Below are 22,301 nucleotides of genomic sequence, written 5' to 3' on the forward strand. Positions count from 1 at the left end.
TTGACGTTATGTTAGGAAATTTAGATTTAGGTATCGCCATCTTTTATATTGTGTTGATTTTGGTTGTCGGCATATTGGCTGGCTCAGGGCGATTTAAGAAAGTAAAAGAAATAAGCGCTGAAGGGTATTTTTTGGCTGGAAAGACACTCCGGTGGCCGGCCATTGGGTTGGCGCTTTTTGCAACTAATATTTCAACGGTACATCTGGTTAGTTTGGCACAGAGCGGATTTGATACAGGCTTGCTTAACGGCAACTTTGAATGGATGGCTGCCTTTACTTTAATCTTATTGGCGCTTTTTTTTGTGCCATTTTACCTCAAATCGGGTGTTACAACCTTGCCCGACTTTCTGGAACGGCGTTATGATCGTGCCAGCAGAGATTGGCTCACGTTTATCTCCATACTATCGGCCATTGTTATTCATATCGCTTTTTCGATGTTGGCCGGAGGGATTGTGCTGCGAACACTTTTTGGATTTAATATGTATTTGAGTATTACGGTAATCTGTGTGATAACTGGAATATATACGATATTGGGCGGATTACGCGCTGTTGTGGTGACGGAATCTATCCAGACAATTGTGTTGCTTGCTGGGGCTTTTATTATCAGTTTTGCAGCTTTTGACAAGATGGGCGGTTGGATGCCGATGAAAGCTGTTCTGGTAGAGGATAATGCCCTTGATCGTCTTTCTATGCTCCGTGGTAGCAACGATGGAAGTGGAATGCCTTGGTATGCCGTATTGTTTGGCTATCCGATTTTGGGTATCTGGTATTGGTGTGCCGATCAGACGATTGTTCAGCGTGTTTTAGGAGCTAAGGACGAAAACCATGGACGTGTGGGCGCCCTTTTTTGTGGTTTTCTGAAAATTCTGCCAGTATTTATTTTTGTGCTTCCCGGGCTATTTGCGTATACCCTGTTTAAAACAGGTCAATTGGATTTAAGCAGTCTTGGCGTAGACCATCAAGGGCAGGTCAATTCAAAAGGTATCTATACACTCATGATTACGCAACTTTTGCCTTCGGGATTGATCGGTGTTTTGGTAGCGGCGCTCTTATCGGGTTTAATGAGTCAGATATCGGGTGCGCTAAATTCGATATCGACCATGGTGAGTTACGATATCTTTAAACAGCGGCGCCCTGCTGCTTCTGATGGGCAGCTAATTCGTATCGGGAAAATTGCCGCAGTTATTGCCATGGGATTTTCCCTGGCTCTTTTACCGCTATTGGATCGCTATGAGAGTATTTTTTATGGCATAAATGATGTGATTGCACATATTGCACCACCAATAACCTGCGTATTTCTTTTAGGTGTGTTTTGGAAAGGGGCATCGGCAACAGCTGCAAAACTTACCTTGTGGATAGGTTCTGTTTTGGGGGTTGCCGTATTTTTGCTGAATAAGCTGCTACCTGACTCGTGGGTAGGACAGACTCCATTTATGATGATGGCTTTCTATTTGTTTTTGATCTGTATGTTACTTCAGGTTTTGTTATCGTATAAGTATCCCGTGCAGCATACTGCACAAAGTCGGGATTTGTACTGGAAGAGCCCTATGGATCCACTTCGGGGTAAAGCCTGGCCGGGTATCGGGAATTACCGTATTTTGTCGGCATTGCTGTTAGCTATTGTCGTGATTTTATATGTAATTTTCAACTAATTTTTAATTTGTTCCGATTCTTTGGAACTTGATGCTAAATACAAGAATAATAAAAACGTGAAAATCTTAGAAGATAAAATAATATTGATTACAGGAGGAAGTGCTGGAATCGGTTTGGAATGTGTAAAAGCCTATGTCAAAGCAGGGGCAAAGGTGGCCTTTATTGGTCTCGATCAAGTATCGGTAGATGCAACAGCCGAACTGATCGGCGCGCCACATATTGGTATCTGTGCGGATGTTACGCAAGCCCGAGAAGTTGATTTGGCCATCCAAAAGACTGTTGCTGTTTTTGGGCGGCTTGATGCAATCCATAACAATGCTGGTCTGGCAAGCCCGTCAAAGCCTTTGCATGAAACTACGGACGATGAATGGACAAGGTTGCTGGAAACCAACATGAAAAGTGTTCTTCTAACTACGCGGTATGGTTATCCTCATTTAAAGGAATCTGCTGGTTGTATTCTAAATACGAGCAGTTTAGTGGGGGATATTGGCCAGGAGAACCATGCGGCATATGCTGCCACAAAGGGTGCTATCAACGCGTTGACAAAATCTATGGCCATAGATTATGCACCTGTCGGTATTCGTGTCAATTCGGTTATGCCTGCAGCTGTTATGACACCCATGCTCAACAAATGGACACTGGAGCAAGCGCATCCGACACAGGTTTTTGACTTTTTGAAGGATATTCATTTACTGGGATACTGTCCTGAGGGCGATGTCATTGCCGATGCCTGTGTGTTTCTGCTGTCAAACCAAGCACGCTTTATCACAGGGGTAAATCTACCTGTAAGTGGTGGTGCTGAATTGGGGTATCGCAGAAATGTATGACAGATTTTTTTATATTAGCTACAATTAGCTTGCATTTGAAATGCAATTTATCTAAGTTTGGCGCGCAGTCATAGACTGTTTATAAATAATACATCAATCATGAGCCAGAAATTTATATATAATACACGTTATCCTTCTGTTGAAGATCTAAAGATTAAAGCGAAGAAAAGGATTCCCCGATTTGCATTTGATTATCTGACCGGAGGTGCAAATGAAGAATTGAACCTTGCCAGAAATGAGAATGATTTTGATAATATTCTGTTGAAGCCGCAATATCTGCTTGCAAGTGAAGAAATAGACTTATCTGTAGAATTATTCGGTCGTCGTTATAGTGCACCTTTTGGTGTTTCACCTATTGGACTTCAGGGATTGATGTGGCCGAATGCACCGGAGATTCTTGCGAAAGCGGCGGCAAAAAATGATATTCCCTACATTTTGAGTACAGTATCAACAAGTAGCATTGAACGTATTGCCGAGGTATCTGATGGGAAAGCCTGGTTTCAGCTCTATCATCCTACGGAAAACAGGTTGCGCGATGATATTATTAAACGTCTGGAGGCTGTTGAATGTCCGGTATTGGTAGTTCTGGTGGATGTGCCTGCTTTTGGACTTCGTTATCGTGAAATAAAAAGCGGATTGTCTATGCCACCTAAAATGAGTATCGCCAATATCTTGCAAACCTTTGCCTGTCCGACTTGGGGAATAGAAACATTAAGACATGGAATTCCTTCTTTTGCAACATTGAAGCCCTACATGGAAAAGGGACTTGATTTAGCGCAGCTGGGACAGTTTATGAACAGGACATTTACGGGTAAAGTTGATGTTGAGAAAATTAAAGCTATTCGGGATCTTTGGAAAGGGCCCTTGGTGCTTAAAGGGATTGCCACCGATGAAGATATGCAGGCTGCTATCGCATTGGGTGTTGATGGAGTCATTGTGTCAAATCATGGTGGACGACAGCTCGATGCAAGTGAATCTTCGATCAATTCATTGATCCACCTGGCGAGCAACCCAGAATATAAAAAGAAAATAAAAATCATGTTAGATGGTGGTATTCGATCAGGGGTTGACCTTGCGCGGGCACATGCAGTTGGATCAGATTTCAATTTTATGGGAAGACCATTTATGTATGGCGTTGGCGCATTGGGCAATGAAGGTGGGGAACATACAATCAATATGTTTAAGACGCATTTGTTTCAGGTTATGAAGCAATTGAGTCTTTCAAAGATCGAAGATTTTCCAAAACGTCTGCAGGCTGTCCTATAACTGCAGTAGCAGGTCGAGTTTTCGATCCCGCTTTGGGGTGGCAATCAGACCTACGATAAAAAGAAGAAGATGTCTCTTATGTTTGTATTAAGCAAATGTAGGAGACATTTTTTTTGCTTTATAGGTTCGCATGAAAGGTCGTCGGCTTTTACCTTTTCTCCTTTAGTTCTTAGATGCAACAGATGGTAACCAAATTCCACTTTTAAACAGTGCTTGTTCAGTGCTCGTTCAGTGATTGTTCAGTGCTTGCTCAGTAAAGACTGAATAAACAGTGACTAATTACTGTCTAAGTATTGATTGAAAACTGTTGTTTGTTATAATTTGGTATGCGTATGTTTCCGTATTAATGTTTATCTTTATTATCTATAACATAATCAATCAATTATGGCAATCATCAAAAATGGTGTTAATGGAACTGTTTCCGGGAAAGCAGGTTCTGTTGTGTTTGTGTCGACTAAAACGGGAAATTATGTACGATCTCTCCCTCGCGTTAAAAAACGGGAGCCGACTCCTGAGCAATTGCTGAGTAGAAAACGCTTCAAAATTGTGAGGTCACATATTGGCCAATTAAAACCGATCATCAATATGGGTTATAAAGCGTACAGCTATCCTAAACGGGCATACGATGTCGCGATGTCTTATAATCTGAACGAAGCACTTATCCGGGAAGAAGACGGTTTTGTCGTTGATTGGCCAAAATTTATGATTGCCAAAGGAAGCCCCAATCCCATTACTTCCTACATAATGGATTTCGATCAAGAAAATCAAGTGCTTCTGGTCACCTGGGAATATGATGCCTATCTGGAGGAAAAGTTTGACACGAGATCTTACGATTCTTTCTTAATCCTGTATAATGCAGCGGATAACGGGGGTGGATATCCACTTGTGATGAACGATTTGAAAAGCAGCTTAATGTCTGGCAAACAGACTGTTGAAATTCCAAAACATAGAAAGGAAGCGACCTATGAGGTATATATCTTTTTTATCGAGAGTTATGGTGGAGGTAATACAGACAGTCTGCACTTGGGTAAGCTAAAGGTTTGAGTATAATGTGGATGACACGATCCTGTATTATAAAATTGCATAAAAAAGGGGCAATCCACTTGGATTGCCCCTTCCTTTTGTCTACTATTGAAAATAGTTTACCAGTCGATATTTCTATTATCTGTTGATCCTACTTCCCATTGTTCGTTTACTTTACCGCTGTTGGCATCTTCTGGTCTGGCGTAGGCCGAACCAGCTGCAATACCTTGCTCAAGTTCGATTGTCGTTGTATTAATTTTGGGGGCGATGTACGCTAATTTCTTTTCCATAATATCTATTTTTATCTTGCTTTTTTTTATGTTATATTCAGCAAGTTTTAGTCTTTCTGATTATTGATCTATTTATTGATTATTGGCAAGGGATTTTCTTCTTTCCAGCACCTACACCCTTGATAATAGTACGTCCATCAACAAGTTGGGTTACTTTTACAGTGTTGCTTTGTGTTGTACTCCAAGGGAATGTATTGAAGCTGTTGCCATTCACGAGTTTAAGTTCGTATAAAGGACCGCCGGATGTTTTACTACCAAACATGGTTACTTGGCCAGTTCTGCTGATGACAAGTTTGATCAATGGACTTGTACTTGTACCTTTCATGTTGTAAACCTGATCGATTCTTTTGTTGGTTTCAATATTGTTGCCAGCGTATTTGCTTCCATCAACAAACTGGATGTTTTGAGCAGAAGAAGCGCCTACCTCAAATTGAATTTCCTGTTTCGCTAATTTGACACCATTCACTTCCATGTTGAATGCATTGTCCAATTCGGTAATGTCGAAAACAAAACCATAGTCTGCGGCTGGAGCAGTAAAGCTTCTATCAATTGTTGTTCCATTGGCATAGAATTTACCGTCTTTCATAATACCGGTTTTGCCACCCGATGTTGTTGCTGGATAGCTCCAGTCCAGACCACTGCTGGTTACATTTTGTGTACAGGTTCTGAAGTTAAGTTTCAGATCGTATTTTTGTCCAGGATTGATCTTAACATTTGGAATGGTGATGTTTGTTTTGGTCTCATCATCAAGGGTTAGACTGCCGAGCATCAATGTTCCGTTGCTGGTTGTGGGGTGGATCAATAACGATGGGTTACTGATCACAGTACGTAAGCCATTTCCTAAAGCCGGGAATTGTGTGGTGACTCCGGCGTTGTTCAAGCCATTGTATGTTAATGTTTCATCTGAGAATTTCAAATTAGCACTACTGTGACTAGGTTTTAGTACTGCCGTCCCGATTTGAGTGATGGCTCCGGTCATACTTGGATCCATGGTCAATGTTGTGGTGATTTGGCTAAATCTGTGTTTTAATACAACATTTAAATTGTTTACACCGCTTTTTAACGTTAATGTACCTGTGTAATACATTAAATCACCGCTAATATTGCTCAAGTTCGCTGCAGAAAGCGTGTTTTGATTATTAATAGCCGGTAATGCTGTGGTGCTATTGATCGAATAGGCAATGAACGTATATGATTTTCCGGCGTCAAGAACGATACCCGCGGCAGTAGCTTCCTCACCGTAGCTATAATCTTTTGCCGTTACGTAAGCTCCTTGATTGTCATAGACAACAACTTTATACTTGACGTTTTTGTCCAATGGCTTCTCTTGTGTTTGGACAGCCGCTAGTTTGGGGTTGGATGAAGCGACGAGGCTTTTTGTAACCGCTGAATTGTTTGTTAGGACAACGTCAACTGAGCCTCCGTTTTCTAACGGTACAGTCATTTCCTGTACATCAGGTGCATTGCTTGATGAATGCGAAGCGTTTGCAGATGCTTGCTTTTGAACAGCACTGTTGTCTGTTTCATTGTAAGCTTCTACGCCCGATAGATTGATTTTAACGACAGTTTCTCCTGTTAATGCGGTGTTTTCTCCACTTTTGTTACATGAGTAGAGGCTAAGTGCGAAAGCACTGCAGCCTAGCATGAACAGGTTTGTCAGTCGGCGATGGGGGATTAGATTCATGTTAATTGACATTTTGTTTTGTTATTGATTTTTTGATTATTTGATTTCGTTGTTGATTTGTTTTGCAAAAACTCTTGCAGTTGTATGCCTATTTGTATTTAAAATATGGTATACCATTGCGTTTTTATTACTGTTATTTTTTATCGATGCAATTATATAAATAGCATTTTACTTAATCTACTGTATTTATGTTATCTTATATTTCTTGTAGAGAAACATCTACAATAGTGTTCATTTGTATTTAAAATGCTGTTTGAACATGTTTTATGTGTTTTTCTGTTAATTACAATTCGTTTTATTTGAATAATAATTTACTTGTAGTTAATCAGAACATCAAGCAATCATGTTGTGTAGGATTGTGCGGTTTTATGAGGCTTAAGAGATGAAAAAAAACGCTCAGTTGAGAGCGACTGTCTCCTTATTTTATTGGAGGTACTGAAGTTGATACTAACCAATAGATTTCCGGGGTTAAGGGGAGATTATGATTTATTTTTTTTAAATTTGCGTATTCATGAGGTTAATTGTTTTCATATTGATAGCATATATTATGGGACTTTCTTTTGTTCCCTGCAGTGATTCTAGCAATCGCTGTGAGCAGACAGCTATGGAAACACAATTAAACCAAACTCATAACCATAGTGATGATGCATCTGATGCCTGTTCTATTTTCTGCTATTGCAATTGTTGTAGTGGAAATATAACGGCTTATGCGTATCTATTTCCACAAATAGATGGTGTCCCGGTGTCAATTTATTTTGATAATCGTAATCCTGTCCTCAATACAGCGATTGTTTCCAGTTATTTTGGAAGCATCTGGCAGCCGCCAAAGGTTAATGCTTAATTTTTCGTAAAAATTCTAGAAACAAATCTGATGGAGCGCACTATGCTGTTCTTTATTCAGCTTTGTGCTCGGAATCCGTTTGTTGTATTTTATTACGACAAGCGATGAAGATATTCTAACGAGCTATTATTTAAGCATTAATCACGTATATTGTGTTAGATCATATTATAAAATTTAGCATTAAGAACAAGATCGTTATCGGTTTAATGACCTTGTTGCTTATCATTTGGGGGGCATGGAGTGCGACGAAACTACCCATAGACGCCGTTCCCGATATTACCAATAATCAAGTTCAGATTTTTACCTCTTGTCCAACTCTTGCCGGACAGGAAGTAGAGCAATTGGTGACTTTTCCAATTGAACAAAGTATTGCAACTGTACCTAAAATTGAGGAGATCAGGAGTATTTCACGCTTCGGACTTTCTGTCATTACCGTTGTTTTTGACGATGATGTAGATATTTATTTTGCCCGTCAGCTGATCGGTGAGCGTTTGAAAGAAGCGGTGGATCAGATTCCACAGGGTATTGGCAAACCTGAGTTGGCTCCAGTAAGTACCGGATTGGGAGAAGTGTATCAATATATTATCCATCCCAAAAAGGGAAGCGAAAAGAAATACAACGCAAAAGATTTGCGAACCATGCAAGATTGGATTGTTGCTCGTCAGCTTTATGGAACTCCTGGAATTGCCGAGGTCAATAGTTTCGGTGGCGAGCTTAAGCAATATGAAGTAGCTGTTGATCCGAATAGACTTAAGGCGATGAATATTACGATTCCAGAGATATTTACTGCCCTAGAGAAAAATAATCAAAATACAGGTGGTGCCTATATTGATAAAAAACCGAATGCATACTTTATCCGGGGGATTGGACTGGCGACCTCTTTGGAAGATGTCAGAAATATCGCTATCCGAAAATCAGGGTCTATACCGATTTATGTAAAAGATGTTGCAGATGTACGTTTTGGTCATGCTGTGCGTTATGGAGCCTTGACATACAATGGTGAGGTAGATGCTGTGGGTGGCGTTGTCATGATGCTAAAGGGTGAAAACAGCAATGAGGTGGTCAATCGTGTGAAAGAAAAACTACCGACTATCCAAAAGTCTTTGCCTGATGATGTGGTTATAGAGCCCTATTTAGACCGGACAGACCTCGTTGGGCGTGCGATCAGTACCGTTGAAAAAAATCTGATTGAAGGCGCCCTGATCGTAATTTTTGTCCTGGTATTATTTCTTGGGAACTTGCGGGCAGGCCTTATCGTTGCTTCGGCGATTCCACTGGCGCTGCTGTTTGCACTTGGACTGATGAACGTGTTCGGTGTAAGCGCCAATTTAATGAGTTTGGGTGCGATAGATTTCGGTTTGATTGTGGACGGAGCCGTCATTGTGGTGGAAGCGACGCTACACCATTTAGGCTTACGAAAGTCAACCGAGAAATTGACCCAGGCCGAAATGGATCATGAGGTATTTGAGTCTGCTTCAAAGATTCGTACCAGTGCAGCCTTTGGTGAGATTATTATTCTTATTGTCTATATTCCAATTTTAACATTGGTGGGTGTTGAAGGGAAAATGTTTCGTCCAATGGCACAAACAGTTGGGTTTGCCATTTTCGGAGCATTGATTCTCTCGTTAACCTATATCCCCATGATGTGTGCTCTGTTTCTGCCGAAAAAACACAGCGACAAGAAAACGTTGAGTGACCGGATGATTGCAGGACTACAACGTATTTATGAGCCTTTATTACAAAAAGCAATTCGGTTTAAATACCTGATCGTGAGTTTAACTGTTGCCATTTTTGCTTTGTCGGCCTTCTTTTTTAAGAACATGGGGGGCGAGTTTATTCCACAATTGCAGGAAGGCGATTATGCATTCCATTGCATACTTCCTCAGGGAAGCTCGCTTTCGCAAAGTATTGAAACCTCTATGCAGGCTTCCCGGATTATCAAGGAGTTCGATGAAGTGAAGATGGTCGTCGGTAAAACAGGAGCTGCGGAAGTACCGACAGACCCTATGCCACCGGAAGCGACAGATATTATGGTGGTATTGAAGCCTCAAAAAGAGTGGAAGTCGGGCCGTTCTTATGAAGAACTGGGGAGCGCTATTCTGGAGAAGCTAGAAGTAATTCCGGGTGTCTTCTTTGAGAAAAATCAACCTATTCAAATGCGTTTCAATGAGTTAATGACGGGTATCCGTCAGGATGTTGCTGTAAAGATCTTCGGTGAAAACATCGATTCACTGGCCGCTTACGCCAATGTGGTTGCCGCTCAGATTCAATCCGTTCAAGGAGCAACTTCTCCACAAGTGGAGCGCGTATCCGGTCTCCCGCAAATTAATATCGTTTATGACCGCACCCGTATAGCGAATTATGGATTGACAATTCAGGACGTCAATGATGTGGTGAGTACCGCCTTTGCCGGTCGGAGTACGGGACAGATCTATGAAAATGAACGTCGCTTTGATCTGGTCGTCAGGTTAGATACAACGCACAGAAATAGTATTGATGATGTGCGTAATCTGATGATTCCTACAGATACGGGCACACAGATCCCTCTTTCTCAGGTTGCTGCCATTGATTATAAATTGGGGCCGGCCCAAATCAGTCGCGAAGCTGGTAAACGAAGAATTGTGATTGGATTTAATGTGGCAGGGCGTGATGTTCAAACCGTAGTAAAAGATATCCAACAACAATTGACTGCAAATGTAAAACTTCCTGCGGGTTATTATTTCACCTATGGAGGTCAGTTCGAGAATTTGCAAAAAGCGAGTTCGCGCCTGCTGATTGCTGTGCCAGTGTCCTTATTGCTTATTTTTATGCTGTTGTATTTCACGTTCCATTCCTTTAAGCAGGCGACGCTAATTTTTACCGCAATACCAATGAGTGCTATCGGGGGTGTATTTGCATTGATGTTGCGCGGCATGCCTTTCAGTATTAGTGCCGGTATCGGTTTTATTGCCTTGTTTGGCGTGGCCGTACTCAATGGTATCGTTTTAATTGGGACATTCAATCAGTTGAAGAAAGAGGGCGTCGATGATATTTTTCAACGCGTTAAAGAAGGTACTTTGACTCGTTTACGTCCTGTACTGATGACAGCGACAGTGGCCTCACTGGGCTTTTTACCGATGGCAATCAGTACAAGTGCCGGCGCTGAAGTTCAGAAGCCTTTGGCAACGGTTGTTATCGGCGGGTTGACAACAGCAACTTTCCTGACGTTGTTTGTGCTGCCCTTATTGTATATAATTTTTAATTCTAAATTGAATATGAAACGAAGTAGGGGTGCTAAGACCTTTGTTACAGTACTTGTTTTCTTATTTATGGCCTTGGGATCTCAGGTGTTTGGCCAAGAGCGCATTTCTGTTACAGAAGCTGTGGAAACTGCGCTGAAGAGCAATCGCCAGTTTCAGATCAACCAGGCTGAAATCGTGGGCGCTGGTTTCAATGTTAAAACGGCGACCGAAATCCCCAAGACCGGGATTTTTGCAGAAAATGAAGATTACCGTCCTACGGATAAGGCCGGCTTATTGAAAATTGGTATAACGCAAAGTATTGCCTGGCCCGGGCTCTATGCGGCGCGCAAGGAGTATTTTAAACAGCAACTAAAATATGCGAATTTGAATACGGATGTATTGAAAACTGCGATTACCAAAGACGTAAGGACAGCCTATTTTCAACTTTGGTATCTCCAGGATCGCCAAAAGCTGTATATGGAGTTGGATAGCATCTATACAGCCATGTTCAAAGCAACTGAACTTCGCTTTAGAACGGGTGACGTGGCTGCGCTGGATAAGATCGCAGCTGAGGCAAAACTGAAGGAACTGCAGGCGCAGCTTGTTCAAAACAAAAAGGACATTGTTATCCAGCAACAGCAACTTATGCTCTTGTTGGACCGTAACGAGTGGATGCTCCCATTGGATCAGTCCTTGGAGAAGATTGTCGTGAACGCCAGTCCATCTGAGGAAACAGTACATCCTTTACTTGTTTTACAGCAGCAAAACGTAAATATCGCTTCATCGAATATCAGTGTTCAGAAAAATACAAATAAGCCTGAGTTCTCGGGTCGATTTTTCTCCCAACGTGTTTGGGGAGCCAAGGATCCCTTATCGGGATTTTCGGTCTCCGCATCTTTTCCGGTCTTTAGCCTAGGCGCGTATAAAAGTAAAGTGAAGGCTGCCAACGCTGAAATGGAAGTTCAACAGCGTAAGTTGGAATATGATACGCAGGTATTCCAGACAAATAAAGGGAATGCACTTGCTGAAATTGACAAGAATAGTGCGTTACTACAATTTTACGAGTCTTCGGGTTTAAAACAAGCTGATGCCATCATTAAAGCGGCTAGTTTGGGGTATAGAACTGGGGAGATCAATTTTGCTGAATTAAGTCAATTTTTAAGTCAGGCCATTGGGATTCGCCAGAATTATTTAGAAGTCCTCAATCAGTATAATCAATCAGCAATTCAATATAATTACTTCAATAACAAATAAGTCAACAATGAAAGTTTTCATAAAGATATTTATCGTATGTATAGCCGTTACTGTTTTTTACGGTTGCGGTTCTAATGAGTCGGAGCGTAAAGGTCAACCGGAGGGAAAGGAAGCGCCTAAATCCGAAGAGGGGCATGAGGAAGGACCGGTTACCGTAGCGGCACTGAGTGCGGCACAAATAAAAGCTGTGGGCATCGTTTTTGGAGGTATTGAAGAGAAGGAACTAACAGCTACAATCAAGGCCAATGGACTTTTGAGTGTACCCAATAACAATAAAGCGAATGCAACGACGCTTTACGGTGGTGTTGTAAAGACATTAAACGTGCAGTTGGGGGATAACGTACGCAAGGGGCAGGTGATCGCTACGATTACCAACCCCCAGTTTGTACAGTTGCAGGAGGAATATGTATCCCTCGCAAGTAAGATTACCTTGGCGGAACAAGAAATGGCAAGGCAACAGGAACTCAATGAAGGTAATGCGGGCGCACGGAAAAATCTGCAGGCAGCAACAGCAGACTTCAACAGTTTACGGGCTCGAAAGGCCTCGTTGCAACAACAGATCCAATTGATGGGCATAAATCCCAATAGCGTGAATCTTTCTAATATGCGGACCTCATTGGCCGTAACAAGCCCTATCAATGGAACAGTAAGTAATGTTTTTGCGAAAATTGGGAGTTATGTAGATGTCTCTTCGCCAGTGATCGAGATTGTTGACAATAGTCTGCTGCATTTGGATCTGCAGGTGTTTGAAAAGGATCTACCTTTGGTTAAAGTCGGACAGCTCATCAACTTTCAACTGACCAACAACCCGGATAAAACCTATACCGCCAAAGTTTTTACGATTGGATCTTCCTTTGAAAATGATAGCAAGACCATCGCTGTGCACAGTACGGTCGTGGGCAGCAAAGTGGGGTTGATTGATGGGATGAACATCACGGGTATGATCGGTGTCAATAATGTACGGACTCCGGCTGTTCCGAATGACGCAATCGTGGAGGCTGACGGTAAGTATTATATTTTTGTGGAGACAGACAAGAAACCTGAGGAGCATGAAGAAGGGCACGACGATCACGGGCATGCGCACGATGAAGGTGAAGCAAAACATGCGCATAAAAATGAGCAAGAAGCTGGGCAGCATGGTGAAGAACAGGCTAAAAACATCAATTTTGAAAAAATAGAGATTCAAAAAGGCGTGTCTGCTTTGGGATATACGGCGATTATCCCGGTTACCGAAGTTCCTGCCGGGACGAAAATTGTTGTAAAGGGTGCCTTTTTTATCAATGCTAAAATGAGCAATACAGGTGGGCACGAACATTAATTGACAGTATTTGTTAACATAATCAAAGCAAGTTATGGAACATCAACATAGTTATGATGCACAAGGCAGACAGCTTTGTTGTACACAGGCACAAAAAATATATAGTCAGGCGGGAGCAGAAGACCTTATTGGGAAAGCTCCGGCTTCCAGTCATGGTCATGATCATAGCCACGATGAAGACGGTCACGACCACTCAACGGCAGGGGCTAGTCAGATGCAGTTGTTTTTACCCGCACTAATTTCCTTTATTTTGCTCATTGCAGCAATAGCCATGGATAATTGGATTGCGCAAGCATGGTTTAAGGATTGGGTTCGTTCAGGCTGGTATATCGTATCTTATCTGCCTGTTGGGTATCCTGTAATCAGAGATGCCCTAAAGAGTATTGCTAAAGGGGAAATCTTTTCGGAGTTTCTTTTAATGAGTATCGCTACGATAGGAGCTTTTGCGATCAAAGAATACCCAGAAGCTGTAGCGGTGATGTTATTTTACGCCGTAGGCGAGGTATTTCAGACCTTAGCGGTGAGTAGAGCTAAAAGTAATATTAAGGCACTACTGGATCAGCGTCCGGATGAAGTGACCATTTTGGAGAATGGAAAGAGCAAAGTAATCAAAGCCGCAGACGCAGGTATCGGAGCAATTGTTCAGCTGAAACCTGGCGAAAAGCTCGGGCTCGATGGTGAATTGCTGTCTGAACAAGGCGCATTTAATACTGCTGCGCTGACTGGCGAGAGCAAGCCAGATACAAAAATGAAAGGTGATGTTGTGCTGGCAGGAATGATTAATATGAACACGGTGAGCCTAATTCGGGTGACAACAGCTTATCAAGATAGCAAACTGAGTAAAATCCTTGAGCTTGTACAGAACGCTACAGCTCAAAAAGCGCCTACTGAACTGTTTATCCGTAAATTTGCTAAGATATATACCCCAATTGTCGTGTTTTTGGCTATTGGAATTTGCCTCCTACCTTACTTGTTTGTCGATCAATATGTATTTAGCGACTGGTTGTATAGAGCACTCGTATTTTTAGTGATATCCTGTCCCTGTGCACTTGTCATCTCGATTCCTTTGGGGTATTTTGGTGGAATCGGTGCCGCGAGTAGAAATGGTATACTTTTTAAAGGCAGTAATTTTTTGGATGCGATGGCAGATATCCGGCATGTGGTGATGGATAAAACCGGAACAATGACTGCCGGTGTTTTTAAGGTGCAGGAAATTAAGTTACAGGCTGGTTACAACGAGGCAAGAATTTTAAAGCTCGTCAATAAAATAGAAAGCCACAGCAGCCATCCAGTTGCAACAGCGATTAGGGAATATGCAGGTGCGATCGACGAGTCTATTAATCTCCATAATATAGAAGAAATCGCCGGACATGGATTAAAGGGAATTACTGAAGGCAAAGAGTTGCTGGTGGGTAACTTTAAATTGCTGGACAAGTTTAATGTAGCCTATGATATCGATCCGAATAGTATCGTATATACGACCATTGCCATCGCTTTGGACGGTAAATTTGTAGGATTCATGACCATCGCTGATAGGATTAAAGCAGATGCCGCGCTTACAATTCAACTACTGCATAAGCTCGGTGTAAAAGCGACGATGTTGAGCGGGGATAAGACGACGGTAGTCGCCTATGTTGCCAAGGAACTTGGAATAGATCAGGCCTATGGTGACCTGCTTCCGGAAGATAAAGTGAATAAGGTCAGGGAAATAAAGGGGCTAAATGAATCTGTTGCTTTTGTTGGTGATGGCGTTAACGATGCTCCGGTTGTCGCACTGAGTGATGTTGGAATAGCGATGGGTGGACTGGGCAGTGATGCGACGATCGAGACGGCAGATGTCGTGATACAGGATGACAAACCTTCGAAGATTCCAATGGCCATTCGCATTGGGAAACAAACGAAAAAAGTTGTTTATCAGAATATTGGCCTTGCTTTTATAGTCAAAGGGATCGTGTTGATTCTTGGAGCTGGAGGTTTGGCAACAATGTGGGAGGCTGTATTTGCCGATGTTGGCGTATCGCTAATTGCGATATTGAATGCCATTAGAATTCAAAAAATGAAATTTTAACAATTGGCGCTAACTTACACCCGTCCTTTTCATTGAACGAAATGAAGGGCGGGTGTATTCCTATTTTTATTCGCTATCATTTATAAATACTAAATATATTAGTATATTTGAGCGTGATTTTTATTGCTTTTAGGCGATATAAGACGTCAATACATGAATGATATGGAAAGGAGCATCGTACATTGTGATCTTGATACATTTTTTGTATCAGTTGAGCGGCTGATAAACAGTAAACTTAATGGTGTACCGGTACTTATTGGCGGTAGCAGTGATCGGGGCGTGGTGGCTTCATGTTCCTATGAAGCCAGAAAATCAGGGGTGCATGCCGCGATGCCGATGCGCTTGGCATTAAGAATGTGTCCGGATGCTGTTGTCGTCAAAGGCGATCATGATCTCTACAGTTATTACTCCAATATGGTGACCGAAATTATTTCGCTTGAGACACCGGTTGTAGAGAAAGCAAGCATTGATGAACATTATCTTGATGTTTCTGGAATGGACCGTTTCTTTGGATGCTGGAAATGGACACAGGAATTGCGGCAGCGTATTATTCGGGAAACGGGGCTTCCGATCAGTTTCGGCCTTTCCGTCAATAAGACGGTGTCTAAAATAGCGACCGGCCAGGCGAAACCATGTGGTGAGCTGCAAGTAAATGGAGGTACAGAGAAGCAGTTCCTGGCACCGCTTTCTATTCGGAAAATACCGATGGTCGGCGATAAGTCGTATACCTTGTTGCGTAATATGGGGATTTCTAAAATTGGAACGTTGCAACAAATGGAGATTTTTACGTTACAACAGGTCTTAGGAGAAAATGGTGTAAATATCTGGCGGAAGGCCAATGGTCTGGATGATACGCTTGTGGTCCCTTTTCGTGAACAGAAATCCATGTCCAAAGAAACGACCTATCAGCAGGATACGATTGATATGGATGTATTGCGGCGGACACTCATCGGTATGGTTGATAATCTTGCCTTTGAATTGCGTAAAGAACAGCGGCTTACCAGCTGTGTTACCTTGAAGATACGTTATAGTAATTTTGATACCCATACCCAACAATTGCAGATCGGTTATACCAATTCCGATCGAAAATTGATTGAAGTTGCGCTATCCTTATTTAAAAAGTTATATAGTCGCCGCATGTTAATTCGGTTGGTGGGGGTTAAGTTTTCTGGTTTGATCTATGGAGCTTACCAAACCGATCTATTTGCGGATAATGCCGAAGAGGTAAATCTGATGCAGGCGATGGATCGTATTAAAAGTCGTTACGGTACAGCGTTTTTGATGAAAGGGATCTGTGTGCCCATGCCCGGGGAGAAAGGAGGGGTAGATGCCCTTAAATCTTCGTAGTTTCTATAGTTTGCGTTACGGCACATTGAGTCTGGAAGACCTTATCGAAGGTATTCAGTCCGGTGGTTACGATACTGCCGTACTAACCGATATTAATAATACTTCCGGGTCATTGGATTTTATTCGGTTGGGTCGGAAAAAGGGACTGAATTTACTCGCAGGAATGGAGTTTCGAGCCGATGATAAGCTTTGTTTTGTCGCTATAGCGAAGAACGAACGTGGTTTTCAGGAGATTAATGCCTATCGTACCAAACTCAATATGGAGCAACGATCGGTACCGCAACGTGCTCCTGATTTTGAAGAGGTATTTGTTGTTTATCCTTTTTCAGCAATCAGCCACCATGGCTTGCGCGACTATGAATATATTGGCATAAGGCCTTCGGAACGCACCAAAGTACGTTTGCTGGACCGGAAAATTTTGGCTAATTGTGTCATATTAGCACCGGTAAGTTTCCAACAAAATGACTATGTGTTACATAGGCAATTGCGTGCCATTGACAATAATCTGTTGATATCACAATTGGAAGCGGATCAGGTGGCCCATTCAGATGAAGTACTTTTGTCAAGAATGACCTTAACAGAAATGTTTTCGGATCTGCCCGAGCTTATGAACAATACAGAGCAACTGCTTGCCCAATGCTCTTTTTACTTCGACTTTGAGACAGTTAAAAATAAAACCACATTTACAGACAGTCATTATGCAGATCAGCAATTGCTTTTTAGTCAGGCATTAGCGGGACTGGAAAGACGTTATGGAAAAAATGATTCCGTTGCAATGGAACGAATCCAGCGGGAATTGGAAATTATTGAACAACTTAAATTTTCAAGCTATTTTCTGATAACGAATGATATCTGTCGCTATGCACGGCATAGCGACTTTCATTACGTAGGGCGTGGATCTGGAGCAAACTCTGCCGTTGCTTATTGTTTGGGAATTACCGATGTTGACCCCATCGCTCTGCATTTGCCATTTGAACGTTTTCTAAATCCGAAACGGAAGAGTGCCCCCGATTTTGATATTGACTTTAGCTGGAATGAACGTGACGCTATGTATAGTTATATTTTTAATAAGTATAAAAGTGGACACGTTGCATTGATGGGCGCAATGAGTACGTTTCGGTCGCGGAGCATTTTGCGTGAGCTCGGAAAGGTATATGGTCTTCCTAAAGGAGAAATAGATCGGTTGATCAACGAACCTGAACATATGCTTAACAAAAATGAGGTAACGAATACCATTTTGAGTGTCTATAATCGGATGGCGGATTTTCCTAATCAACGTTCAATTCATGCGAGTGGTGTACTCATTTCCGAGGCTCCCTTAACATGCTATGGAGCTATGGACTACTCTCCTAAAGGACTCCCCACGATGCAATTTGACATGTATGTTGCCGAAGATATTGGTTTTGAAAAATTTGACATCCTATCGCAACGGGGAATAGGGCATATCAAAGACTGTAAAGCAATCGTACGTGAGAATTTGGGCGAGCTGATCGATACCGACAACCCCAAGCTTTTCTTTCATGATCCGCTCATAGCAACGCAATTACAGTCAGCCCATACTATTGGGTGTTTTTATATAGAAAGTCCTGCGATGCGGCAACTTCTGACCAAATTGTCATGTAATACCTATAACACATTAGTGGCAGCATCTTCCATTATTCGTCCTGGTGTAGCGAGTTCAGGAATGATGAGCGAGTATATCCGACGTCACCACGATCCGTCTGTTGCGAATTATCCGCATCCAGTATTCAAAGAACAGTTGGAGGAAACTTATGGTGTGATGGTTTATCAGGAAGATGTGATGAAAATTGCGAATGCCTACGGTGGTCTTGACATGGCAGATGCAGATGTACTGCGACGAATGATGTCGGGCAAGTATCGTGATAAAGATCATCTTGCGGCCATCAAAGGACGTTTTTTTGCCAATTGCAAAACTCGAGGATACGAGGAGCAGGGAAGTTTGGAAATCTGGAGACAGATGGAGAGCTTTGCGGGCTATTCATTTAACAAGGCACATTCAGCCTCCTATGCTGTTGAGAGTTATCAGAGTTTATACTTAAAAACGTATTTTCCATTGGAGTTTATGGTTGCGGTACTCAATAATTATGGTGGTTTTTATAATCGTAAGGTTTACGTCAATGAAGCGCGCGTTGCGGGCGCTACCATCTGCCGGCCCTGTGTCAACCAGTCTCGTTTAAATGCACGTATTTTTGGAAAGGATATCTATCTGGGCTTTGATTGCCTGCAGCATCTGGAGGAAAAATTGGCTTTACGGATTGTTAATGAACGGGAATTGAATGGACCTTATCTCAGTTTAGAAAATTTTATTGGCCGGACGGAAATTAGCTTGGAGCAATTGATCATTTTAATCCGTGTGGGAGCCTTGCGTTTTACCGCCATAGGGAAAAAGCAATTATTGTGGGAAGGCCATTTGATGATGAGTAAATATAAACCTACCCGTGGCGGAAATGTTCTCTTTGAAATCGAGACCAGAAAACCGCTACTTCCTTTGCTTGAAGAAAACATCTTGGAAGACTATTATGATGAACTGGAATTGATTGGTTTCTGTGTTACGGGGACATTGTTTGATTTGGCAAAAAGCAGCTATAGAGGTGATATTTTTGCAGAAGACATGACGGCGCATGAAGGTGAAACAATTCGGATGGTCGGCGATTTCGTCTGTGAAAAAATTGTCAGGATGCGCAATGGAGGGCAGATGAAATTTGGGACCTTTTTGGATGCTGAAGGGCATTTTTTTGATACCGTTCATTTCCCGCAGACACTTGTCGAATTTCCACTTCGGGGAAACGGTATTTATTTGATCGAAGGGAAAATTGTGGTTGACTATGGTTGCCCCACACTCGAAGTGAGACGATGCGCCAAGATGCCCTTAAAATCTGATCCGCGAAGTGAATAGCCTATTTTTTAAATTACCTTTGTAAGATATTACCTGCTGTTAAAGTGATGACGAAAGAGCAAATTGCCGGATTGCTTGAAGGGGTACCCTCTGCAGTCGGCGTATATTATATTTATGATAAGCATGATGCGCTAATTTATGTCGGCAAGAGTATCGATATTAGAAATAGGTTATTGCAGCATTTTAGAAGTACAGATTTTAAGGAACGCAAAATCCAAGGAGCAGCCCGCAGAGTTGGATTTGAACTGACGGGCCATGAACTACTAGCGCTATTGCATGAATCTGACCTGATCAAAAAATATCAACCCTATTATAATCGGGCGCAGCGTCGAACCTACTACGGATTTGGCCTTTATCTAGCAGTGAATCCATTGGGCTATCAAGTTCTTCAAGTTGAGGCGCTTGATCCCGAGCGAGAAGAGTTCATGACTTTTTCGAGTTACCAGGAGGGGCGCGAGCAATTATTCAATATTGTGGAAGCGTATCAGCTCTGCCAAAAAATAAACAAATTACAGACGTATACGAAACATTGTTTTCAATATATGTTGAAGACCTGCAAAGGGGCATGTATTGCGCAGGAGCTTCCAGAAGACTATAATCGAAGAGTGCAGGAATTTGTAGCCTCTTCGGAGCTTCCGATGGGCGAAATATTTTTGGAGTTTTTAGGGCGTAATCCCAAAGAAAAGGGACTTGTTTACTTGTTGGATGGTCGGTATAAAGGATTTGGCTACTGTAATAAGCGTGTATATAGCGAAAAGAAAAAGCGAGAAGCCATCATCTTCAAAGCCGATAATAGAGATGTTAGACGTATTTTGAGACGTTATTTCAAACTCAACCCTGTTTAGATTTTTAACAACAATAATTTAATGGCTTAGTAGGCCAGTAAATTATTGTTTTACCTTCGGTAAAAACTTTTTGTCGTTCTCATCGGAATCTTTATAGTAGGCTCGGGCTTCGTCCAGTTTATGATGCATTTCTTCACGTACGTTTTGGTATGCTTGTACATTGTATACATTCTGCATTTCCTGTGGATCTTTCTCTAGATCGTATAATTCCCACTCATCTTTGTCATAATAGAAATGGATCAGTTTGTACCTTTCGGTACGAATCCCATAATGTCGTTTTACCATATGAATGGAAGGGTACTCATAGTAGGTGTAATATACTGCATCGCGCCATTGTTTTTCTTTTCCATTGAGTAGACCACGAAAAGATTTTCCCTGCATATCTTTCGGAATTGCAAGTCCTGCATAATCTAGGATTGTGGGGGCAAAATCAAGATTCTGAACAAGTGCTTTTGAGGATTGGCCAGCTTTAATTTCTGCTGGATAGCGGATCAATAAGGGGGTTCGGAGCGATTCTTCATACATAAAACGTTTGTCAAACCAACCATGTTCACCCAGATAGAACCCTTGGTCTGAGGTATAAATGACAATTGTATTTTCGTCGAGTCCATTGTCTTTCAAAAATTCCAATAGACGTCCAACACCGTCGTCCACTGCAGCAACGGTACCCAGATAATCCTGCATATAACGTTGATATCGCCAGCGCATCAGGTCTTCTTTGGACATGTTGTGATATTTCATCTTAAAATCTGCCATGATTGGGTTGTAGATTGAATCCCATGTTGCGCGCTGCGCTGCAGTCATTCTTCCTAGGTTTCCATTGAAGGCAGCTTTATCCCAGGATAGATATTCTTTTAGTCCCAATTCATCCATTAGCGCAGGAGGTATCTTGTTGTCACCAGCCCAGTTCATGTGTTTAAGGATATTCATTTCAGCGGTTTTAGCAGCAGTTCCTCTTCCTTCGTAGGTGTCGAATAGATTATTCGGTTCTTTGTAGGTTTTTGATGTATATTGTTGAAGATGTCGCAAAGCCGGTAGCCACTCTCGGTGTGGCGCTTTTTGATGATAGAGCACACAGAAAGGTTTGCTGGTATCTCTTTTAGCGATCCAATCTAGGGTCATATCGGTGGTGAGATCCGATACATAGCCTTGTATTTGTTGTTTTACACCATTGATAATAAAGTTTGGATTATAATATTCGCCTTGGTCAATAAGGACCGCTGAGTGGTTAAATCCCTGGGGTAGGCCATCCATATGGATTTTACCGATTAATGCCGTTTGATACCCATTTTTTTGGAGAATCTTGGCAAAGTTGTCCTGATTCCAATCGAATTTTGCCTCATTATCAATTTTCCCATTCATATAACTGTGCTTCCCAGTTAGGAGTACAGCCCGACTGGGTGCACATAATGAATTTGTCACGGTCGCACGTGTGAAAATGGCACCTTCCTTTGCTAATCTGTCAATATTGGGCGTTTCGTTCAATCCGTAACCATAAGCGCTGATCGCTTGATAACCATGGTCATCACTCATGATATATACAATATTTGGATGCTTTTTTGCATGGCCTTTTTGTGCCAATGCCCAAGAAGGTACAAGTGTGTACAAGGTGAAAGTAAGTATATAATGATGCAGTTTCATGGTTAAGGTTTGAATGTGTTATGCTGATCGATTTTACCTCAGGCTAATATAGGTGTTTTCATTGAGACAATGTCGGTGCTATTAGTTTAATGATAGGTTGTACTAT

14 protein-coding genes are annotated in these 22,301 nt (G+C 42.0%); 11 read left to right on the plus strand and 3 right to left on the minus strand.

Annotation, left to right across the window (positions count from 1 at the left end; genetic code table 11):
* Nucleotides 1–8: 8 nt before the first annotated feature.
* From M2419_RS10230 to M2419_RS10245, 4 genes are all read left to right on the plus strand, one after another.
* Nucleotides 9–1,652: a sodium:solute symporter gene (locus M2419_RS10230; RefSeq protein WP_153845977.1), complete on the plus strand. Its 1,644-nt coding sequence runs from the start codon at nucleotides 9–11 to the stop codon at nucleotides 1,650–1,652.
* A 57-nt stretch (nucleotides 1,653–1,709) separates the two neighbouring features.
* Entirely contained in the window at nucleotides 1,710–2,480 is a 771-nt protein-coding gene (locus tag M2419_RS10235) for an SDR family NAD(P)-dependent oxidoreductase (protein WP_153845978.1), read from the plus strand.
* Nucleotides 2,481–2,579: 99 nt separating this feature from the next.
* Nucleotides 2,580–3,746, plus strand: coding sequence for an alpha-hydroxy acid oxidase (locus tag M2419_RS10240; protein ID WP_153845979.1), 1,167 nt, complete (start codon nucleotides 2,580–2,582; stop codon nucleotides 3,744–3,746).
* A 384-nt stretch (nucleotides 3,747–4,130) separates the two neighbouring features.
* Nucleotides 4,131–4,790: a DUF6266 family protein gene (locus M2419_RS10245; RefSeq protein WP_259254924.1), complete on the plus strand. Its 660-nt coding sequence runs from the start codon at nucleotides 4,131–4,133 to the stop codon at nucleotides 4,788–4,790.
* 98 nt (nucleotides 4,791–4,888) lie between these two features.
* Here M2419_RS10245 and M2419_RS10250 read toward each other — a convergent pair whose 3' ends face one another.
* Both M2419_RS10250 and M2419_RS10255 read right to left on the minus strand, forming a co-directional pair.
* Nucleotides 4,889–5,059 (minus strand): hypothetical protein, encoded by a 171-nt coding sequence (locus M2419_RS10250; RefSeq protein WP_167512273.1) that lies wholly within the window; start codon nucleotides 5,057–5,059, stop codon nucleotides 4,889–4,891.
* 79 nt (nucleotides 5,060–5,138) lie between these two features.
* Nucleotides 5,139–6,743 (minus strand): fimbrillin family protein, encoded by a 1,605-nt coding sequence (locus tag M2419_RS10255; RefSeq protein ID WP_259254926.1) that lies wholly within the window; start codon nucleotides 6,741–6,743, stop codon nucleotides 5,139–5,141.
* A 511-nt stretch (nucleotides 6,744–7,254) separates the two neighbouring features.
* Here M2419_RS10255 and M2419_RS10260 point away from each other — a divergent pair.
* The 7 genes from M2419_RS10260 to M2419_RS10290 all read left to right on the plus strand — a co-directional run bounded on the left by M2419_RS10260 (nucleotide 7,255) and on the right by M2419_RS10290 (nucleotide 20,554).
* Nucleotides 7,255–7,584 (plus strand): DUF6660 family protein, encoded by a 330-nt coding sequence (locus M2419_RS10260; protein ID WP_153845982.1) that lies wholly within the window; start codon nucleotides 7,255–7,257, stop codon nucleotides 7,582–7,584.
* 152 nt (nucleotides 7,585–7,736) lie between these two features.
* A complete protein-coding gene (locus M2419_RS10265; RefSeq protein WP_153845983.1) occupies nucleotides 7,737–12,059 on the plus strand; it encodes a CusA/CzcA family heavy metal efflux RND transporter in 4,323 nt (1,440 codons plus the stop codon).
* A gap of 7 nt (nucleotides 12,060–12,066) precedes the next feature.
* On the plus strand, nucleotides 12,067–13,377 hold the full coding sequence (locus M2419_RS10270) for an efflux RND transporter periplasmic adaptor subunit (RefSeq protein ID WP_153845984.1): 1,311 nt from the start codon (nucleotides 12,067–12,069) through the stop codon (nucleotides 13,375–13,377).
* 34 nt (nucleotides 13,378–13,411) lie between these two features.
* Complete coding sequence (locus tag M2419_RS10275; RefSeq protein WP_259254928.1) at nucleotides 13,412–15,445, plus strand: heavy metal translocating P-type ATPase; 2,034 nt, start codon at nucleotides 13,412–13,414, stop codon at nucleotides 15,443–15,445.
* A gap of 162 nt (nucleotides 15,446–15,607) precedes the next feature.
* On the plus strand, nucleotides 15,608–16,792 hold the full coding sequence (gene dinB / locus M2419_RS10280; RefSeq protein WP_153845986.1) for a DNA polymerase IV: 1,185 nt from the start codon (nucleotides 15,608–15,610) through the stop codon (nucleotides 16,790–16,792).
* Nucleotides 16,773–19,709 (plus strand): DNA polymerase III subunit alpha, encoded by a 2,937-nt coding sequence (dnaE, locus tag M2419_RS10285; protein WP_259254929.1) that lies wholly within the window; start codon nucleotides 16,773–16,775, stop codon nucleotides 19,707–19,709. The genes dinB and dnaE overlap by 20 nt, the downstream gene beginning before the upstream one ends.
* 47 nt (nucleotides 19,710–19,756) lie before the next feature.
* The gene (locus M2419_RS10290; RefSeq protein ID WP_153845988.1) at nucleotides 19,757–20,554 is read left to right on the plus strand and encodes a GIY-YIG nuclease family protein; all 798 of its coding nucleotides are present in this window, start codon (nucleotides 19,757–19,759) and stop codon (nucleotides 20,552–20,554) included.
* Nucleotides 20,555–20,596: 42 nt separating this feature from the next.
* On the opposite strand, the gene M2419_RS10295 is transcribed toward M2419_RS10290, so the two are convergent.
* Nucleotides 20,597–22,195: a sulfatase gene (locus M2419_RS10295; RefSeq protein ID WP_088161508.1), complete on the minus strand. Its 1,599-nt coding sequence runs from the start codon at nucleotides 22,193–22,195 to the stop codon at nucleotides 20,597–20,599.
* Nucleotides 22,196–22,301 lie beyond the last annotated feature (106 nt).

The sequence above is a fragment of the Sphingobacterium sp. BIGb0116 genome (genome assembly GCF_024808035.1).
GTDB classification, from domain to species: Bacteria; Bacteroidota; Bacteroidia; order Sphingobacteriales; family Sphingobacteriaceae; genus Sphingobacterium; species Sphingobacterium paramultivorum.